Raw genomic sequence first — 16,239 nt, 5'->3', positions numbered from 1 at the left:
CAGATCGTCGCGCTTCGTGGGATGGGTAGAGCGCAGCGAAACCCCGTCGTTTTGAATGCACGACGACGTGCGATGACCGCCCGCTACAATCGCCGCATGACCAATTCCGCATCCACTACACCTGCGCGGCGCGCGCTCGTCACCGGCGGCAGCGGCGACATCGGCGGCGCGATCTGCCGTCGTCTCGCGGCCGATGGCCTGCATGTGATCGTCCATGCCAACGGCAATCTCGCGCGCGCGCAAGCCGTGGTCGCCGAGATCGTCGCCGCAGGCGGCAGCGCCGAGGCGGTCGCGTTCGATGTCGCCGACGGTGCGGTCACGCGACGTGCGCTCGACGGGCTGCTCGACGCGGGGCCGATCCAGGTGATCGTCAACAACGCGGGCATCCACGACGACGCGCCGATGGCCGGCATGTCGGAGGCGCAGTGGAAACGCGTCATCGATGTCTCGCTGCACGGCTTCTTCCACGTGACCCAGCCGCTGCTGCTGCCGATGGCGCGCAAGCGCTGGGGTCGCATCGTCAGCGTGTCGTCGGTCGCGGCGGTGACCGGCAATCGCGGGCAGACCAACTACGCGGCGGCGAAGGCGGCGTTGCACGGCGCATCGAAATCGCTGGCCCGCGAGATGGCGAGCCGCGGCATCAGCGTCAACGTGGTCGCGCCTGGCGTGATCGCCGGCAGCATGGCCGAGGACGCGTTCCCGGACGAGATGATCAAGCAGATCGTCCCGGCCGCGCGCGCGGGCACGCCGGATGAAGTCGCGGCGCTGGTCGCGTTCCTGTGTTCCGAGCCGGCCGGCTACATCAATGGCCAGGTCATCGGCATCAACGGTGGCATGGGCTGACCCCGAACTTTCCATGGAACAGGACGTCCCGATGCGCATGCTTCTTCTGAGTGTTGTTTTGGTTGCGGGCTGCACGCTCGCGACCAGCGCCGCCGCGGCCGACAAGATCCGGCTGCAAGTACCGGTACCCGTCGTAGAAGGCGCCGACATCGATGCCGAGATCCTCGACACCTGCGATGTCGCCGGCAACTTCAACACCGCGCTGATCCGCGAACTGCGCAAGGTCGCCGAGCCGGCGCAGGCGCCGCTGGCCGACATGCACGGCCGGGTGCTCAAGGTCGAGATCGTCGATGCGATCTGGGGCGGCAACTGGTTCATCGAACACACCCAGACGCTGCGCGTGCGCGGCGCGCTGTACGAGGACGGCACGCGTGTGTCCGGCTTCAACGGCGTCATGCAGGGCCGCGGCGGCGGACTGACCAGCGGCTGCTTCCAGATGAATTCGAACTTCCGAGCGCTGACCTGGCACATCAAGCGCTGGCTGCGGAATCCGGTCGACGGTGCGCGCATCGGGCAGGGCGGCTGACGCCTGTTTCGGGCGTGCCCGGATCCCGGATTCACTACGCGCGTCGCGCGTCCAGTTGCGCTTCAGCGCCATGAATCCGGATTCACGCCGGCAGTCGCATCATCCCTGCACCCGCCACGAGGATTCCCCGATGCGCGTTTCCCGTCTGCTTCCGTTGTTGCTCGGCGTCGGCCTGCTCGCCGGCTGCGCCAGTTCCCATGTGTTGACCGGCACGCCGCGTGCGCCGATCGACCCGTCGCAGGTGCGCATCTATCACGGCCCGCCGCCGGGCCAGTACGAAGAGATCGCGATCCTCAACACCAGCAGTGGCGCGCTGACATACGGCGAGCAGAACAAGGTCGATTCGGTGCTGCAGAAACTGCGCAACGAAGCAGCCAAGCTCGGGGCCAACGGCGTGCTGTTCCAGGGCACGGCTGACGGCTACCGCAATGGCGGCGTCAGTGTCGGTGGCGGCGTCGGGCGCGGCGGTGGCCGTTCCTTCTCGTCGGCCGGCGTGGGCGTCGACATCAGCCCGCAGCAGAAGTACGCCAGCGGCGTCGCGATCTGGGTGGCGAATCCGCCGCCGGTCGAATCGATGCCCGCGCCTGCGCCGGCAGTACCGCCGGTGCGCTGAGTCGAGCGATGCTGCAGACGACGCCGGCCGCAAAAAGCGGCCGGCGTTTTTGTTGGGGAGCCCGCGGCGTGCGGGGCGAAGCCGTGCTCAGTGCGCGCGCTTGTGCTCGAGCGCATCGGCGTCCGTGGTGCGCCGGTTCCACAGCGACAGCAGCGGCGAGGTCATGACCGTCGTGACCAGGGTCATGCCGAACATCAGGGTGAAGAGTTCCTGCCCGATCAGGCCGGCGTCCAGGCCAATCTTCAGCACCACCAGTTCCATCAGGCCGCGCGCGTTGATCAGCGAACCCACCGACAGGCTGTCGCGCCAGTCGTAGCCCGACAGGCGCGCGCCCAGCGTGCCGCCGATCATCTTGCCGGCGATCGCCACCAGCAGGATCAGGCCGAACGCGCCGAGGCCTGCGCCGACGAAGGCTTCGGACGTGGTGTTGAGACCGGCGAGCGCGAACACGATCGGCATCAGCAGCAGCATCGACACCGGCTCGAACGCCTTGGCCAGGTGATGCAGCAGGCGATTGTCGCGCGGCAGACAGACGCCGAACACGAACGCGCCGAACACAGCGTGCAGGCTGATCGCTTCGGCGAACGCCGCGCAGCAGACCAGGCCGATCAGGATCGCGATCAGCGTGCCGCGCGTCGGCGCGCCGTCGGCATCGCAACCGCGTTTCAGGATCCACGCATACAACGGCTTCAGCACGAGGAACGCGACCGCAACCAGTGCCACCGCGCCCGCGGCCACCATGCCCACGCCTGGTCCGCGATGCGCGCCGCCGATGGTCAGCACCAGCGCGAGGAAGATCCAAACGAAGCCGTCGTCGATGATCGCCGCGCTCAGTGCGAGTCGGCCGGCGCGGGTCTGGGTGAGGTTGCGATCCTTGAGGATGCGCGCGAGCACCGGGAACGCGGTCACCGACATCGCCGCGGCGATGAACAGCGCGAACGGCCAGAAGCCCAGTCCCTCGGGTGCGAAACGCGGATACAGCCACGGCGAGATCGCCAGACCCAGCGCCAGCGGCAGCGAGATGCCGAGCACGCCCACCAGACTCGCGGCGCGCACCTGCGAGCGCGTGCCTTCGACCGAACGCAGTTCGGCGCCGATGATGAACATGAAGAGCACCAGGCCGACGGTCGCCAGCGCCGACAACGGCGGCAGTGATGCGGCCGGAAACAGCGCGGCATGCATGTCCGGCAGCATCGCGCCGAACACCACCGGCCCGAGCAGCAGGCCGGCGGTCATCTCGCCGATCACCGGCGGCTGTCCGAAGTACTTCAGCACCCAGCCGCAGGCGCGTGCGGCGATGAGGATCACGGCCAACTGGAGCAGCAGGAGGGTCGTCATCGCGGCACAGGTTCCCGGGTCTTCAATGCGGCCATCCAGCCCGCGCAGCCGCAATCATCGACGGCTCAGGCGGCTTCGGCAACCGGCACGAACCACTGCGCCGGCAGCATCGACGCGTGTGCGCTGCTGTCGTGTTTCGCCAGCAATGCATCGAGGCCGTGGTCGCCGATGTCCGGAATCGCGGCGCGCGCGAGTGCCAGCACTTCGGACGCCAGTTGGCGCATCGCGGCCATCGAACGCTGGGTGCGCGCGAGATAGGCGGCGTCGTCGAGTTCGTCGGTCAGACCACCGTTCATTTCGCGGCACCACTCGACTTCGTACTGGTCGTAAGCACGCGCTTCGCGCAGATCGGGCGTCGCATCGCGCGTGCCCCATTCGCGCATCAGCGCCTGCATCGCCAGATTCAGTGCACGGCCCTCGGCGAAGGCGGGCTTGAGTTTGGCGAGGATCGACAGATCGGCCTGGCGTCGGCTGAAGAACAACGGCGCCAGCAGCGCCCAGTAGTACACGTAATCCCACAGCACCTTGATCGGCATGACCTGCGGGTGGCCGAAGATCGGGTACTGGTCCTGGTAGAGGGTCAGCGTGTTTTCGTAGAACGAGAAATACAGCTGCTGGTAGATCTCGGCGTACGGCGCGATCGCTTCGCCCGCGCGATCCTTGCCGATCAGTTCGCAGACGTAGGTGTTGCTGATCGCGATGAAGTCGCTGCCCGGCGAATAGAACGGATCGAGGAACAGGCCGGCCTCGCCGGTCAACGCCCAGCGGTGCTTCGAGTACACCTGCTTGCAGCCGTGCGAGAAGTGGCGCAGGAACAGGAAGTCCTGCAGCGTGTACTCCGGCTTGTCGAGCGCTTCGTGGGCGCGCGGCTGGTGCGTGCGCAGCCACTCCATCGCTTTCTCGAAGGTGTTCATGGTTTCGAGCGGATGCATCTTCGCGTCGCAGACGATGCCCAGCGAATGCGAACCCGAGGCCAGCGGGATCAGCCAGAACCAGTAGCCCGGGCCGCACATGTGGTTGGTCGAGTTCACGCGACGCGCCGGCGTGAAGCGGTCGCGCCACTGCGGATCGTCGGACCACTGGTCGAGATCCGACTGGCCGTCGATGCGCCACCACACCGCATTGCAGTCGTGGTCGTTGGACATCGCCAGACCGAGCTTGCGCTTGATCAGGCCGGCGCGGCCCGATGCATCGACGACCCAGCGCGCTTCGAGGGTCTGGCGTTCGCCGGCATGGTCGAAAGCAACGGTATGCGGTGCGTCTGTTTCCGACAGGTCCAGCGTGCGGACGACCGCTTCATCGCGGAAATCGACGCCCATCTCGCGCGCACGGTCGCCGAGGAAGTTCTCGAAGCGGCCGCGGTCGAGCTGCCACGACGGCGTAGGCAGCAGCTTGCTGACGCCCATTTCGCTGCAGGCCTGCACGTCGTATTCGCGATCGGTGAAGAAGTAGCGCAGGCCGTACTTGCGCACCTGCTCGGCTTCCAGATGGTCGCGCAGACCCAGCACGTCGGCGAAGTAGTGCGCGCCGATCTCGACCGTCGACTCGCCGACCTTGTGCGCCGCTTCGCGCACCGGATGGGCACGGCGTTCGATGACGGTGATGGCGAGCGCGGGATCACGCTGGCGAAGCTGCAGGGCGAGGGTCAGACCGGCGAGACCGCCGCCGAGGATCACGACATCGGTGCGGGCGTCGCCGCCGGAGGTGTGCGCAGTGCCTGGATTCATGCGGTGCCGGTGCCTTGTGCAGATTGAAGGTGTTCGATTGTGCCCGCTCAGGCCGCGTCGGCGTACCAGCGCGCGGACAGCGACGGTGGCGTGACCGGTGCATCGCCGAGCAATGTGGTCAGGCCGAAGTCGTCGATGTCGGCGTGGGCGCCTTGCGCGCGCTGCAGGATCTCGATCGCGAGCCAGCGCATGCGCGACACGTTGTCTTCGATGCGCGCGACCAGCGCATTGTCATCGAGCGTGTCGTTGAGTGCGGCGTTCATCGCGCGGAACCAGTCGATGCCGAACTGGTCGAGCAGGCGCGCGCCGGACGCGGCGCCGTCGCCTTCACTATTGCGGCGGCCCCATTCGCGCAGCAGCTGCTGCAGGGCGAGATTGAGCGCGCTCGCTTCGGTGAACGCAGGACGCAGTCGGCCGAGCACCGGCATGCTGGTCAGACGATCGGCGAAGAACAGCGGCGTCAGCAGCGACCAGTAATACGTGTAGTCCCAGATCACCTTGACCGGCATGACCTGCTCGTCGCCGAACAGCGGGTACTGGTCCTGATACAGGGTCAGCGTGTTCTCGTAGAACGACATGTACAGCTGCTGGTACAGCGCGACGTAGGGCCGGAAATCACTGCCCGCGCGGTCCTTGCCGATCAGATCGCAGATGTAGGTGTTGCCGATGGCGATGAAGTCGGTGCCCGGCGAGTAGAACGGATCGAGGAACAGCCCGGCCTCGCCGGTCAGCGCCCAGCGTTCGCGCGAGAACAGCTGCTTGCAGCCGTAGGAGAAGTGCCGCAGGAACAGGAAGTCCTGCAGCGTGTGTTCGCTGCGGTCGAGCGTCGCGGCGACCTGCGGCTGATGCGTGCGCAGCCAGTCCATCGCTTTCGCGTGGGTGTTCATGGTCTCGAGCGGATGCATCTTCGCGTCGCAGACGATGCCCAGCGAGTGCGAACCCGAGGCCAGCGGAATCAGCCAGAACCAGTAGCCCGGCCCACACATGTGGTTGGTCGAGCGCCAGCGGTCCGGCGGATCGCAACGCTGCAACCAGCCGGCGTCGTGCGACCAGGCATTGGGATCGATGATGCCGTCCACGCGCCACCACACCGCATTGGCGTCATGGTCATTGGGCTGGGCGAGATCGAGCTTGCGCTTGAGTAGACCGGCGCGGCCGCTGGCATCGATCAGCCAGCGGCTTTGCAGGGTGTGCGTCGCGCCATCGCGCTCGAATGCGATGACGTGATCGTCCGCGCCGTCGCCGGCCATCGTCAGTTCGCGCACCACGGCGGCATCTTCGAACTGCACGCCGAGTTCGCGCGCGCGCTCACCGAGGAAGTTCTCGAAACGGCCGCGGTCGATCTGCCACGACGGCGTCGGCAGCAACTGGCTCACGCCGAGTTCGGTGCACTGGTCGATCGCGTGGCTGCCTTCGGAGAAGAAGAACCGGAAGCCGAACTTGCGGATCTGTTCGCTTTCCAGATGCGCTTCCAGCCCCAGCACTTTGGCCAGGTAATGCGCGCCGATCTCGACCGTGGACTCGCCGACCTTGTGCGCGGCTTCGCGCACCGGATGCGCGCGACGTTCGATCACGGTGACCGCGCAGGTGGGATCGCGCTGGCGCAGTTGCAGGGCGAGGGTGAGCCCGGCGAGCCCGCCGCCGAGAATCGCGACATCGGTGCGGGTCGTGGTCTGCATCATCCAGCGCCTTGCATGGGTTCGGAAGCGAGCATCGCGTCGGGCGTTGCGCCGGGATCGAAGATCACCGGCGGATTCGCACGCTTGGCGCGCCAGGTGCGCAGCAGATCGCCACGCGTCAGCACCTGCTTGAGCACATGCAGGGTGATCAGTTTCAGGTCGCGATAGAGGCGGAAGTGACTCTTGCGGAACTGCTCGTCGGAATCCGCGCAGTGGTAGCGCGTCTCCACCGGTACCGACACCACGCCGCAGCCGAGCTGGCGCGCGGCGCTGATCAGGATCTGCGCTTCGAACACGAAGCCTTCGCCGGGAATGTCGTCGAGTGCGAGTACCGAGACCGGATACAGCCGCTGCCCGCTCTGCGTGTCGACCATGCGGTAACCGCAGGCCCAGGCGATGCCCCAGTCGCCGAAATCGTTGCCGATCCGCCGGTACCAGGGCTGGGTGCCACGCTTCTTCAGGCGCGCGCCGTTGACGATGCAGTTCGGATGGCGGTTCGCGGCTTCGATCATCCGCGGGATGTCGCTCGCGCGATGCTGGCCGTCGCCATCCATCGTGACCACCGCCGCGAAGCCGCGTCGCCGCGCTTCGGCGAATCCGTCGCGCAGTGCCTGGCCCTTGCCCATGCGCCGCGGATGTCGCAGCAGCGTGACCGGCAGGGCGGCGACGATGTCGGGCGTGGCGTCGTCGGAGCCGTCGTCGACGACGATCACATGCTCGCTGTACGCCAGCGCCTCGCTGACGACCTCGTCGATGCGCAGCGCCTCGTTGAGCGCCGGAATCACCACCGCAACATTGCCGCGGTGCAGATGCGGATGTTCAGCCATGCGCCGGCTCCGCTTGCGACTGCGCGTCGGCAATCTCCAGCGACAGCGAACGGTGTGGACCGGCGCGCAGCACGGCGCGCGATCCGCCGGTGGCCAGCGCATCGAACAACGGCAGCATCTGCGCCATCGCGTTGCGTTCGGCATGTGTGCCGAGCGGGCCGGGCGATTCGAGATCGGCGCCGTCGCGCAGGCTCGCGCTGATGCGGGGGCCGTCGCCGTCACGCACCAGCACCAGCGCGGCGCCGAGCAGGCCTTCGCTGTGCGTCACGGTGCCGAGCAGGCCGGCGGACGCGGTGTCGTAGGCGACCAGCAGCACGGCCGGCGTGCCGGTGGCGAGCTGCATCATCGCTTCGAGCAGGCCCTGGGCGAACGTCGCGTCGTAGGCGCTGAGCGCGGTCGTCGCCTCGGTGCAGTGCGCGCCGATGGTCCAGTAACCCGCCGCGGCGTTGTGCACGGAGTTATGGAACTTCGTCGGCGAGATCGCGGTGGGATCGGTCGACAGCGTGTCGCACATGTAATCGGTGATGCCCAGATCGCCGTGCGTCGAAGCGAACACCGACGGCAGCGTTTCCGGTGCGATGCCGGCATCGCGGCAGGCAGCCATCGCCACTTCGAGCGCGACCGCGACCGAGCCCGGCGCGCGTCGACGTTCGTTCGGCGCCAGCAGCTGCGGTGAGGGACGTGCCGGCGCGTTGTCGGGGCGGGTGCCGTCGCGTGCGAACGCACGGGCAGCGTCCCAGTCCGGCAGGCCGTCGGTCCAGAAGCCGATGCCGGCGATCGTCGCGGTCAGCGCGTTCACGCCGCCACCTTGCCGAACACCAGTGAACAGTTGTTGCCGCCGAAGCCGAAAGAGTTGTTCATTGCGAAGCGGATGTCGGCCTGCGCATTGTCGAAGCGGATCTGCGGGCCACACGCGGGATCGCGCACCGTGCTGTCGAGAATGCCCGGCAGCAGGCCGTTCTCCAGCGCGAGCAGGGCGAACACCGATTCGACGATGCCGGCCGCGCCGAGCGTGTGGCCGGTCCAGCCCTTGGTCGAACTGGCGTGCAGCATGGCCGGGAACAGCGCATCGACCGCGCGCGCCTCGACCGAATCGTTGGCCGGCGTCGATGTGCCATGCAGATTGAGATAACCGACGTCCGCGGATTCGATGCCGGCACGATCGAGCGCGTCGCGCATCGCCAGCGTCGCGCCAAGACCTTCGGGATGCGGCGCCGACATGTGGTGCGCATCGCTGGATTCACCGTAGCCGCGCAGCTGCAGGCCAGCGTCGCCGGCGGCCGCGCGCTCGAGTACGGCGAATCCGCCGGCCTCGCCCAGCGACAGACCATCACGCGTCGCGTCGAACGGGCGGCAGCGTTCGGTCGACACCAGGCCGAGCGCGTTGAAGCCGAACAGCACGCTGCCGCACAGCGTGTCGACGCCGCCGACCAGCGCCGCATCGACGAGACCGGCTCCGATCATCCGCGACGCCTGCGCGAATACTTTCGCGCTCGACGAACAGGCAGTGGCGACGGTGATGCAGGGGCCACGCAGACCGGTGGCGTGCTGCAGGAAATCGCCCAGCGAATGCGGGGTGTGCACGATCGGCCGGGCGAGATCGTCGGGGAAATCCCGCACGCCATCGGCGTCGGCATCCGCGCGCGCATAGGCTTCTTCGCTTGCGCCGATGCTCGATGTCGACGTGCCGACGACCAGCGCGACGCGATCCGCACCGTACTTCGCGACCATCGTGTCGAGCGCGGTGAGCACGCCGTCCTGCTGCAGCGCCAGCCACGCGAGCCGGTTGTTGCGGCATTCCCAGCGCGACAGTGCGGACGGCAGCGGCGCGTCTTCCACACCGTCGACGCGGCCGATCCAGGTCGGCAGCGGTGTCGGACCGAAATCGTTGCGGCGCAGTCCACCGCGTCGTTCACGCAGCGCCGCAGCCTGCGCGGCATTGCCACGGCCGAGCGCGGTAGTGGCAGTGAACGCGCGGATGGCGAGTGCCGGCATCGGCGGCGGGGACAGCGGTTCAGGCACGCAATGAATCCGGGGGCGATCAGGCGGCCGAGTATAGCGAGCGCATCGTGAGGCTAGACTTCAGGGTCAGCCCCAGTTCCGCACGCTTCGAGACCCTGCTTCACGATGGCCCGCACCCGCCTGCTGCACCGCCTGAACAGACTGGCCGACCGCGATGCCCTGCATACGCTCGTGGTCGCGGCGGCGGCCTGCGTGCTGAGCCTCGGGCTGGTCTACGTGGGCTACGTCGTGCACGTGTTGCGGATCGCGCGCAATGCGCCCTGCGTACCGGTCAGTGGCGAATGCGTGCTGGTGTTCGGCAAGCATTCGCCGCAGGGGCGGCTGGACGCGGATTTCCAGGCGCGGCTGTCGCGTGCGGCGACGCTGTGGACCTCGCATGCGCCGGGCAGTGTGCTGCTGCTCGGCGGCGGCCCGATCGGCAAGCCGACCGAAGCCGCGCTGGCGCGCGACGCCCTGTACGCGATGGGCGTGCCCGACGACGCACCGCTGGTGCTCGAGGACGCCTCGCGCGACACGCTGCAGAACCTGCGCAACGCGCGCAGTCTGCTGGCCGCCGCCGCGGTCGATCCCGACGCGCCCACGCGCCGGGTCACCCTGCTCAGCAGTCGCTACCACCTCGCGCGCTGCGCCCTGTTCGCACGTGGCCTCGGCCTGCACTGGGAACTGTGCGCGGCCGAACCCGCACTGTCCTGGCGCCCCGGCATGCTGTGGCGCATCGCCGGCGAGGCGGCCTACGTCTGCTGGCTCGACATCGGCATGCGCTGGGCGCGGTTGATCGGGCATCGACGGTTGATCGACCGGATCAGCTGAAGCGCGTCGCACGCGCGCAGTGATCGCACTGCCGTTGCCGTCGCGTCGATAAGTGCATGCGCGCGCCGTGTAGGCTGGTCGCGTCTTCGGCAGGGAGCGGCAGGACGATGCGGGCAGCAAACGTGGCAGGCGCGTGGACGCGCCGTTCGGTGGGACTGGCGGTTGCACTGGTTTGCGGCTTCGCATCGTGTGCCGCGCATGCGACGCGGATCGACGCCAGCTTCGAACACGGCGGTCTGCAGTTGCGGTTCTCCGAACCGATGCGCATCTGGGACAACCCGCGCAGCGATGGGCTCGTGCGCCTGCAGCCCGAACTGCCGACGACCTGCAGCTGGAGCAGCGACCTGTCGCTCGAATGCGATTTCGGCGATGCGATTCCAACACCTGCGACGCGTTATCGCGTCCAGGTCGCCGCGGGCCTGACCACGCAGCAGGGCGCGGCCGTCGCGCCGCGCGTGCTGGAGGCGGAGACCGAACGACCCACGCTCTCCGCGTTCGCCACCCGCTGGCGCGACGGCCTGCCGACGATTCGCATCACGTCGTCGCTGCCGGCCGCGCGCGAGGCCGTGGCCGCGGCACTGCGCCTGCGTGTCGACGGCAGGCCGGTGACCCTGCCAGCCTCGGCACTCGCGTCCGTTTCCACTCCGGGCCGCCGCCAGGCTGTCCACTTCGATTTCGACGTCCACGCGCTGGGCCTGCCCGAGGGGCACGACCGGATCGTCGAGCTGTCCGTCGCGCCCGGACTGCGCAGCACTGCCGGTCCGCTGCCCAGCACCCAGGACGCGTCGCTGTTGCGTGTGCTCGCGCATGAATCCTTCCGTGTTCGCGGCGGGCAGTGCGCGGCGCCGGGACGGCCGGCGTATGCGCGCAATCGCGATGGCGTGGTGTCGCTGGCCTGCGTCGCCGGCGAACCGGTCGAAGTCTGGTTCTCGCGCGCGCTCGAGCCCGCCGACGAGGCACGCTGGGTCGCCGCGCTGCCGGCGGGCGCGCGCTTCCTCAACTGGTCCGACCAGTCGGGCGTGTACGCCGACGATGGCCGGTCGATCGCGGCGGCGCCGGGCCGCTCGGCGCGCATGGTCTTCGAGACACCGGGGGCCGCCACGACGCTCGACGTGGGCGCCGGCTTGCGCGCCTCGGACACGTCGACCGCGATCGAACCTGCACGGATCGATCTGCGGATCGGGCCGTTCCGCCCCGGGCTGCGCGCACCCGGGCAGCGCCGCCTGATCGCAGACGGTGCGCAGATGCCGGCGGTGCTCGCCGAAGCGGTCAACACCGCGCGTGTCGACATCGACGTGACCGGCGTCGGTCGCACGCTGCACACCGGCCGCGCCGTCGCGCAAGCGCCTGCGCTCGCCCAGGCGCAGCCAATCGAATCGGATGTCACCACGCGCGTGCTGGGTGAAGGCGGCTGGGCGCGCTGGCGTCCGGACGTCGGCGCGAATCCCTCGACACTCGAATTCGCTGCCCCGGACTTCGATCTGTTCGCGGTCGCCGGGCGTCGCGAAGTGCTGGCCTGGGCGAACACCTGGGACGCGGATGCGCCGATCATCGGCGCGCAGGTGGAACTGCTGTGGATGGACCACGCCGACGCCACGCCGCGCGTGGTCGCTACTGCGAGAACCGACCGGGACGGCGTCGCGCGTCTGCGCGTCCCCGATGTCATCGCCGACAGCGCGCAAGCCGGGAACGGCTTTCCGATGTGGCTGCTGCGCGCCAGCCAGGGACGCGGTGACCGTGCGTTGCGGGCCGTGCTGCCGGCGTGGCAGCCGGCCGCGCACAACGTGAGTCTCGCCCAGGCCGCACCAATGCAGACCTGGGGTGTCTCCGACCGGCCGATGTACCGCAGCGGCGAGACCGTGCGTTACCGGCTGTGGCAACGCGAGCGCAGTGGTGGCCGGCTGCTGCGCCTCGAGACGCAGCCTGCGCATGCGCTTCAGCTGTTCGACCGTGGTCGAGGCCGGACGATCCTTCGCTGGGACGCCAAGCCCGACGCCGATGGCAGCATCGATGGCGAACTCGCGTTGCCGGTGCATCTCACCGATGGCACCTACTGCATCGGTATCGGTGAGGACCACGACGTGCAAGGCACCTGCTTCTTCGTCGGCACACACCGCGCGCAGGATCTCTGGGTCGAAGCCAAGGGCGATGCGCCGCGCGTGCTGCGCGACGGCGAACGGTTCGATGTCGATGTGTCGGCCGGCTACTACTCGGGCGGACCGGCGGCAGACATCGCCCTGTCACGCGTGACCGCGACCGTGACACCGCGCGGGATCGGATCGGCCTATCCACAGCACGCGGCGTACACCTTCATCGAATCCTTCGCCGGCCACGGGCCGGTCCGCCTGGCCGACGCGGTCGACCCGGCACCGGTCACCGGGCCTGACGGCCGCGTACGCATCGTCCAGCCCGTCACCATGCATGCGCCCGCCGCGACGCCGGTTCCGTTCGGTGATCTACGTGTCATCGCCGAGCTGCGCCCTGGCGATCGCGAGGCGACCGCGAGCAATGCGGCGACCGCGCGTTACAGCCGCTATGGCCGCTTCGTAGGTCTGCAGGTCGAGCCGCGCGCGTTCGATGCCAGCACGCCGGTGACGCTGCAAGGTCTGATCATCGATGCCGACGGCGCGGTCGTCGATGCACCGGTCGAGGTCGTGGTCGACTACCAGCCGCACGACGCCGCAGCGGACGCGGCGTCCAACGTGGTCGCGCGCTGTAGCGTGCCGACCCGCGAGGCGATGACCTGCGACGTGCCGCGCAAGGCGCCGGGGCGTTACCGGTTCACGGCACGCAGTGGTGACGCCGCGCCGGCAACGCTCGTGCGCCATGTCTGGGACGGCTGGACGGCTTCGACGGCGCGCCAGGCTCCGATGCTGGAACTGGCGGAGCCCGTGTCGACCGCAGGCGACGCGGCCCGTTTCGTTCTGCGCCAGCCGCACGCACGTGCCCGCGCCCTGCTGGTGTTCGCGGCCGGCGACGACACGCTGCTGACGCATCGGGTCGAGACTCTCGGCAGCACGCCCGCACAGCTCACCCTGCCCACGTCGCGCGCCTGGCGCGGGACACCCGTGCTGCATGCGTTCGTGCGCGATGCATCGCCGCCCGAGGTCGTTGGCGGCATCCGCGATGCTCCGGACGTGACGTCGCTGCGCGCCGACGTACCGATACCCGTGGAGGATGCTTCGGACGCAGCGGTCACGGTCGCATTCGATGTCGGCCAGGCGTCGCCCGGCGCGCGCCACGTGGTGCGCCTGCACAACGCCGGCCCCCGCCCGCGCGAGGTCACCCTGACCGTGGTCGACGATGCGCTGCGCGCGCTTGCAGCGCCGTTTCTCGCTTACTCGGATCCGGCGGGCTATGCATGGCTGGGCGGACGCCAGTACCAGGCGATGCCGGCCACCGCGGGCTTCTCGCAGTGGCGGCGGTCCGGCCGCTGGGAAGTTCGCCTGCCGTGGACGGCCGCCGGAGACGGCACCGCGACGACGGATGGCGGCGCTGCTGTGCCTCCGCCACCCGAGTCGCCGCCGGTCGTGTTCGATGATGCAAGCCCGATGGATACGCCTGCGCCCCCGTCGCCGCCCGCACCCACCCCGAGCATGGACATCGGTGCTAGCGTGGATCCGATGCCGTCGAGTCTCGATCAGATCGTGGTGACCGGCAGCCGTCTCGCCGATGCCGTCGCCGAGGCAGGCAGCGGTCGCCGTGATCTCGATATTGATGAGGCGCGTGACAGCGACATGGATCGCGCACTGCAGGCGAGTGCCCGCGTCCGTTCGCATTTCGCAGACGCGGCACTGTGGCTGCCGCGCGTGCGGCTGGCACCCGGCGAAACCCGCGAGGTGCCGCTGACGCTGCCCGACAATCTGACCCGCTGGCGCGCGATTGCGTGGAGCAGCGACGCCGACGATGACTTCCGCGTCGCCGAAGCGACGCTGGAAACAGGACTGCCGATCGAAGTGCGCCTGCAAACGCCGGTGCGGCTGTATCCCGGAGACCGCGCGCGCCTGGCCGCGAACCTGCGCCAGTCGGGCGACGCGCCGGCGGACGTGCAGGGGACGTTGCAGATCGAAGGCCTCGATCCGCCGGTGCGCGACGTGCAGTCGGTGACGCTGTCGCCGCGTGGACAGACCAGCATCGCGACCGCCATCGAGCCTGCGGTGCCTGGCACGCTGCAGGTGCTCGCAATGGCCGAGGCGGACGCCGGCAGCGATGCAGTCGCGGCGACGATTGAAGTCGCGCCGCCCACGATCCGCGGCCGCCGGCTGCAGGCCGGCTGGCTCGGCGATGCGCCGGTCTCGCTGGCGCTGCCGCAACTGCCGGACAGCGCGAGCAACGCGCATCTGCACGTCACCCTGCAGCACGGCGTCGCCGGCCTCGTCTCGCGCTGGACCGGCGACATGCGCGACTACCGTCATCGCTGCTGGGAACAGATCCTCAGCCGCGCCATCGCGGCCGCACTCGCGATCGAACGCGACGACACCGCCGACTGGCCCGGTGCCGAAGCAGCGGTGCGCGAAGCGCTCGACAACGCCGCCGTGTTCCAGAATCGCAGCGGCGATGTCCGTTTCTTCGCCGACGGCGAAGAGGCGATGTATGCCGGCGCCCGCGCGCAGTTCGCGCTGACCGCGTGGACGGTCCGCGCGTTCGACGAACTGCGCCGACTGGGCCATCCGGTCGACGCCGGCATCGACCAGCGTGCCCGAAATTTCCTCGCCGAGCGCGCACGTATCCCTTTGCCGAAGGACGCCGACGCCATCGCGGCCAACGAACGTGCATTTGCAGTCGGCATGTTCCATGACGCGCCGGCGGATCTGTTCGAGGACGCGTTCGCGCGCTGGGACTCGCTCGCGATGCCTGCACGCATCGCCCTGGCGTCGGGCATGCGGCACGCGAAGCACGCGTCGGCCGATGACGCACTCGCGCGCCTGCTGCAGGAGGCGCCTGCACAGGGTCCGGTGCGGACCTTGCGTGCCGCTGGCGATGCCACCCGTTGGATGGGTTCGCCGCTGCGCGAGCAGTGCGCGCTGATCGACCTTCTACGTGGCGATACGGCGTATGCCGGCGAGCGTCGCGCATTGATCGCGGGCCTCGGCGACCTGTATGCCGGTGGCACGCCGTCGGTCGATACGCAGAGCGGTGCGATCTGTCTGCTTGCACTGCGCGATGTGGCGCTGCCGGGCACCGGTACGGTGTCCGCCGCACTGCAGCCCGGTACGTCGGCCGAGCGTGTGCTGACCGTCGCGCCCGGTGACGTACAGGCGGAAACGCAGGACGCCCTGCCGGCGGATGGACGGCTCGCGATCGCCAACCGGTCCTCGGGCGATGCACCGGCCGGTTACATCGCCGAGATCGCGTTCGACGAGGACGCACGTCAGGCCCGCGCGTCGGCGGTCGGCTTCTCGATCGAGCGCCAGTACGCGGTATTGCGCGACGGTGCATGGACGCCGGTCGAGGGGGCCAGCGTGCGTGAAGGCGACTGGCTGCGCGTCACCCTGACTGTGCGCACCAGTGCGCCACGCTATTTCGTTGCCGTCACTGATGCGGCGCCGGGCGGACTGCGGCCGACCCATCTCGCACTGGGTGCGACGGCGGGACTCGATCTGCAACAGGTGTCCGACACCGGCAGTGCCTGGTTCGCGACGCGCCGCCTCGATCCGCGGTTGCCGCGTTTCTATGCCGAACGTCTGCCGGCGGGCACGCACGCGCTGCACTACTTCCTGCGCGCCGGCAACGGCGGCGACTATCTCGCCGCGCCGGCCACCGCCGAACTGATGTACGGCGGCGCCAGCAACGCACGCACTGCCGCGCTTCGCGTGGTCGTGGACGCGGGGCCCTGAGGCCCCGCGTCCCGGGT

At 69.1% G+C, this 16,239-nt stretch carries 11 protein-coding genes; 5 read left to right on the top strand and 6 right to left on the bottom strand.

All coding sequences use genetic code 11. The features are described 5' to 3' along the window. Nucleotides 1–96 precede the first annotated feature (96 nt). From fabG to LU699_RS06425, 3 genes are all read left to right on the top strand, one after another. The gene (gene fabG / locus LU699_RS06435; protein ID WP_232133994.1) at nucleotides 97–843 is read left to right on the top strand and encodes a 3-oxoacyl-ACP reductase FabG; all 747 of its coding nucleotides are present in this window, start codon (nucleotides 97–99) and stop codon (nucleotides 841–843) included. Between the two features lie 31 nt (nucleotides 844–874). Further along, complete coding sequence (locus LU699_RS06430; protein WP_232133995.1) at nucleotides 875–1,369, top strand: hypothetical protein; 495 nt, start codon at nucleotides 875–877, stop codon at nucleotides 1,367–1,369. A gap of 130 nt (nucleotides 1,370–1,499) precedes the next feature. Beyond that, nucleotides 1,500–1,982 (top strand): hypothetical protein, encoded by a 483-nt coding sequence (locus LU699_RS06425; protein WP_232133996.1) that lies wholly within the window; start codon nucleotides 1,500–1,502, stop codon nucleotides 1,980–1,982. 87 nt (nucleotides 1,983–2,069) lie between these two features. Here the strand turns inward: LU699_RS06425 and LU699_RS06420 are convergent, their stop codons facing one another. The 6 genes from LU699_RS06420 to LU699_RS06395 all read right to left on the bottom strand — a co-directional run bounded on the left by LU699_RS06420 (nucleotide 2,070) and on the right by LU699_RS06395 (nucleotide 9,548). Next, nucleotides 2,070–3,320, bottom strand: a complete 1,251-nt coding sequence (locus LU699_RS06420) for a cation:proton antiporter (protein WP_232133997.1) — start codon at nucleotides 3,318–3,320, stop codon at nucleotides 2,070–2,072. 65 nt (nucleotides 3,321–3,385) lie between these two features. Next, nucleotides 3,386–5,047, bottom strand: coding sequence for an NAD(P)/FAD-dependent oxidoreductase (locus LU699_RS06415; protein WP_232133998.1), 1,662 nt, complete (start codon nucleotides 5,045–5,047; stop codon nucleotides 3,386–3,388). 47 nt (nucleotides 5,048–5,094) lie between these two features. Then, complete coding sequence (locus LU699_RS06410; RefSeq protein ID WP_232133999.1) at nucleotides 5,095–6,726, bottom strand: NAD(P)/FAD-dependent oxidoreductase; 1,632 nt, start codon at nucleotides 6,724–6,726, stop codon at nucleotides 5,095–5,097. After that, nucleotides 6,726–7,553, bottom strand: a complete 828-nt coding sequence (locus LU699_RS06405; protein ID WP_232134000.1) for a glycosyltransferase family 2 protein — start codon at nucleotides 7,551–7,553, stop codon at nucleotides 6,726–6,728. Before LU699_RS06405 ends, LU699_RS06410 begins: the two co-directional genes overlap by 1 nt. Then, nucleotides 7,546–8,352 (bottom strand): beta-ketoacyl synthase chain length factor, encoded by an 807-nt coding sequence (locus LU699_RS06400; RefSeq protein WP_232134001.1) that lies wholly within the window; start codon nucleotides 8,350–8,352, stop codon nucleotides 7,546–7,548. Before LU699_RS06400 ends, LU699_RS06405 begins: the two co-directional genes overlap by 8 nt. Continuing rightward, nucleotides 8,349–9,548, bottom strand: a complete 1,200-nt coding sequence (locus LU699_RS06395) for a beta-ketoacyl-[acyl-carrier-protein] synthase family protein (RefSeq protein WP_232134002.1) — start codon at nucleotides 9,546–9,548, stop codon at nucleotides 8,349–8,351. The genes LU699_RS06400 and LU699_RS06395 overlap by 4 nt, the downstream gene beginning before the upstream one ends. A 132-nt stretch (nucleotides 9,549–9,680) precedes the next feature. Here LU699_RS06395 and LU699_RS06390 point away from each other — a divergent pair, with 132 nt between their 5' ends. Next, nucleotides 9,681–10,385 carry a YdcF family protein gene (locus LU699_RS06390; protein ID WP_232134003.1) on the top strand — a complete coding sequence of 235 codons (705 nt, stop codon included), beginning with the start codon at nucleotides 9,681–9,683 and terminating at the stop codon, nucleotides 10,383–10,385. 107 nt (nucleotides 10,386–10,492) lie between these two features. Further along, a complete protein-coding gene (locus LU699_RS06385) occupies nucleotides 10,493–16,222 on the top strand; it encodes an alpha-2-macroglobulin family protein (RefSeq protein ID WP_232134004.1) in 5,730 nt (1,909 codons plus the stop codon). Nucleotides 16,223–16,239 lie beyond the last annotated feature (17 nt).

Origin of the sequence: Luteimonas fraxinea (assembly GCF_021233355.1) — a bacterium.
GTDB lineage: Bacteria > Pseudomonadota > Gammaproteobacteria > Xanthomonadales > Xanthomonadaceae > Luteimonas > Luteimonas fraxinea.
Note: the sequence above shows the minus strand (reverse complement) of the source record. Positions and strands in the feature narration are given on the sequence as shown.

What these genes read in the sequence shown, in the direction of transcription:
- fabG (WP_232133994.1), top strand. Translation starts at nt 97, where the DNA reads ATGACCAATTCCGCATCCACTACACCTGCGCGGCGCGCGCTCGTCACC.
- LU699_RS06430 (WP_232133995.1), top strand. Translation starts at nt 875, where the DNA reads ATGCGCATGCTTCTTCTGAGTGTTGTTTTGGTTGCGGGCTGCACGCTC.
- LU699_RS06425 (WP_232133996.1), top strand. Translation starts at nt 1,500, where the DNA reads ATGCGCGTTTCCCGTCTGCTTCCGTTGTTGCTCGGCGTCGGCCTGCTC.
- LU699_RS06420 (WP_232133997.1), bottom strand. Translation starts at nt 3,320, where the DNA reads ATGACGACCCTCCTGCTGCTCCAGTTGGCCGTGATCCTCATCGCCGCA.
- LU699_RS06415 (WP_232133998.1), bottom strand. Translation starts at nt 5,047, where the DNA reads ATGAATCCAGGCACTGCGCACACCTCCGGCGGCGACGCCCGCACCGAT.
- LU699_RS06410 (WP_232133999.1), bottom strand. Translation starts at nt 6,726, where the DNA reads ATGCAGACCACGACCCGCACCGATGTCGCGATTCTCGGCGGCGGGCTC.
- LU699_RS06405 (WP_232134000.1), bottom strand. Translation starts at nt 7,553, where the DNA reads ATGGCTGAACATCCGCATCTGCACCGCGGCAATGTTGCGGTGGTGATT.
- LU699_RS06395 (WP_232134002.1), bottom strand. Translation starts at nt 9,548, where the DNA reads ATGCCGGCACTCGCCATCCGCGCGTTCACTGCCACTACCGCGCTCGGC.
- LU699_RS06390 (WP_232134003.1), top strand. Translation starts at nt 9,681, where the DNA reads ATGGCCCGCACCCGCCTGCTGCACCGCCTGAACAGACTGGCCGACCGC.
- LU699_RS06385 (WP_232134004.1), top strand. Translation starts at nt 10,493, where the DNA reads ATGCGGGCAGCAAACGTGGCAGGCGCGTGGACGCGCCGTTCGGTGGGA.